4 protein-coding genes and 1 pseudogene are annotated in these 2,103 nt (G+C 31.3%); 1 reads left to right on the top strand and 4 read right to left on the bottom strand.

Features of this window, described 5'->3' with window-relative positions:
* From IHO40_RS04570 to IHO40_RS04555, 4 genes and pseudogenes are all read right to left on the bottom strand, one after another.
* Nucleotides 1–199 (bottom strand): annotated as a pseudogene (locus IHO40_RS04570) (hypothetical protein); the annotation flags it as partial.
* Nucleotides 200–570: 371 nt separating this feature from the next.
* Nucleotides 571–963 carry a hypothetical protein gene (locus IHO40_RS04565; RefSeq protein ID WP_225536967.1) on the bottom strand — a complete coding sequence of 131 codons (393 nt, stop codon included), beginning with the start codon at nucleotides 961–963 and terminating at the stop codon, nucleotides 571–573.
* An 84-nt stretch (nucleotides 964–1,047) separates the two neighbouring features.
* On the bottom strand, nucleotides 1,048–1,200 hold the full coding sequence (locus IHO40_RS04560; protein ID WP_225536966.1) for a hypothetical protein: 153 nt from the start codon (nucleotides 1,198–1,200) through the stop codon (nucleotides 1,048–1,050).
* 226 nt (nucleotides 1,201–1,426) lie between these two features.
* Nucleotides 1,427–1,579, bottom strand: coding sequence for a hypothetical protein (locus IHO40_RS04555; protein ID WP_225536965.1), 153 nt, complete (start codon nucleotides 1,577–1,579; stop codon nucleotides 1,427–1,429).
* A gap of 255 nt (nucleotides 1,580–1,834) precedes the next feature.
* Here IHO40_RS04555 and IHO40_RS04550 point away from each other — a divergent pair.
* Nucleotides 1,835–2,103 (top strand): TRP75-related protein (locus IHO40_RS04550; protein ID WP_410543364.1); only part of this gene is annotated, 269 nt, incomplete at its 3' end.

Here is a 2,103-nt window from a genome sequence, read left to right as displayed (position 1 = left end):
TCGTAGATTTTGTGTTTTTTTGATTATTCCTGACTATCATAAAAAGGGCTATAAGAAGCACATCAGCTGCTTTTTCATCTTGATGAGGTGTATAAATATAGCTATGCTTTTTAAGGCTTAGAAGTTTAGTAAAGCTATTGCAATCATTTTTGTAGTGAAAAATTACATTGACACCTACTATTTCATCAATTTCCTGCAATTTAACTATCTATTTTCTAGCAAGCGTAATTGGTAGGTTTATGACCATAATTTGTTCCAATAATCTTTCTTATTGAGTGTTCTACTGTCATTGTTTTTGTTTCTCGTAAAATATTCTTCATTAATTCATTAACCAGGCATGTTTGTGAGGTACCCTTTGTTAACTTGTCAGCTTGGTCTATGTTTATAGTAATTATGAATTTATCTTTTTGAACATGTGGTAAGTAACCACATCTATTTGATTCTAAGGTGTTAAAAAAGCTAAGAAGTCTGCTAAGATTTTCGTAGTGAAAAATTATATCAAAGCCTACAGCTTATCTTGTTTTTCTGTCGCACTTAATATTAACTTTTAGCTTATAATCACAAACTTCTTCAACAGACCCTCTTAATTGAGAGTGCTGTTGCTTTTGTTTTTACCGATTGAAAATCGTTATCTGAAATAGATATTGGTGGTTTATAAGTTGTAAAAAACAACTTTTGTTCATACTGCTCATTATGCTTCTTTATTTCAGCAAAATGTCTCTCATATTTAGTTAACCCATCTTTTCCTTTCTGCTCTATCCTATTTAGGAATTTCTCTATCGGCTCTTGCTTAGTTAGGACAATTTTACGTATAAGTGAGATTTGTTTTTGCAAGCTAACCCAATATGGTAAACAGACAACTTTTGCATCTTCTGAGAATAAACCTTCTAATTTTTTCACTGCTTTGTACAAATTTGCTGATGTTGGTTTATAATGTTCGCTGCTGTTGTCTATGTAAGTCATTTTACCTTCTTTTACTTTCATTAAACCAGAGAACGAAACTGGCTTACCACCTGCAAGAGTTGAATGACGACAAGCAAAATTACCTTAATTAACATTAATGTGTTGATGAATTACTAACTTTCCATCAAGTGTGATTACATAAGCTATACAATCTTCCTCTCCTTTACTAGTATCACCGGTTGTATCACATGGTTTGTCCTTGAAGCCTTTCAACTTATTGCCCTCTATTTCTAGCATTAAAGCTACATATAACTTTCCTTTGTAAGCAATTTTAGCATGCTCTACCTGCTCCTCTAGAGTTAAATACTTAACTTTTGTATTAGTTCCTGGAATTTTCCTTCCTTCAACTTCTGGAAATAAATTATAGCGGGGAAAGAGATGTTTGAATGTGTTCTCTAATCAATTCAAAACCTTATTTACAACACCAAAAACTTTTTTGTTTCCTCAAGCCGATAGAGAGCTGCTATTCCTTGGATACTGCTTGGTGGTCAGATCGAGTACCAACTTTACCAAATTCTCTGGCAGCATATTTGAGTTTTTCCGTAAAATCTTTCTTGCGTTCTACTAGTTTAGATTTTCCTAATAAATATTTCTTAACTTTCTCAAATATTAACATTGTTTCCTCACTACTTAATTATTCAATTTTATATTACTCTAGGTAAAAATCAACTTTTTTTTCTTAATATATTAAGAAGAAAAAACAGTAATTAGATAAGCGAGGAAGACGCATATAAATATTAAAAAAATATAAATCTCGTCTGTGTTAATTGGATATGAAACCACCATTCATTACAAAGTTAGTAAAGATTCTGGTTTACTTAAAGTTCGTTAATTGTTATTTTTTAAAGTACAGTATTTACTATAGCACCATATGTTTAGGATTTTTTCTGAAGTTTTATTTATATTAGTGTTTTTGGGTTTTAGTCTTTTTGTTTCATATGATACTGAAGCTAAATCTAAGGTGAAACTTAGTAAGAAATATGTACCACAAGGTAATCCTGGCGGTACAAACTTTCATGAAGATGAAGATTTTGCTGAGTCATATAGACTATATGAAAAGCGTAGGGAACTCCTAAAGAAAAAAAAGTTGCAAGGCCGAGCTAGCGTTAACATAAACAAAGAAAACCTAGCCAAGAAATT

The sequence above is a fragment of the Wolbachia endosymbiont of Mansonella ozzardi genome (genome assembly GCF_020278625.1).
Classification (GTDB): Bacteria; Pseudomonadota; Alphaproteobacteria; order Rickettsiales; family Anaplasmataceae; genus Wolbachia.
Note: the sequence above shows the minus strand (reverse complement) of the source record. Positions and strands in the feature narration are given on the sequence as shown.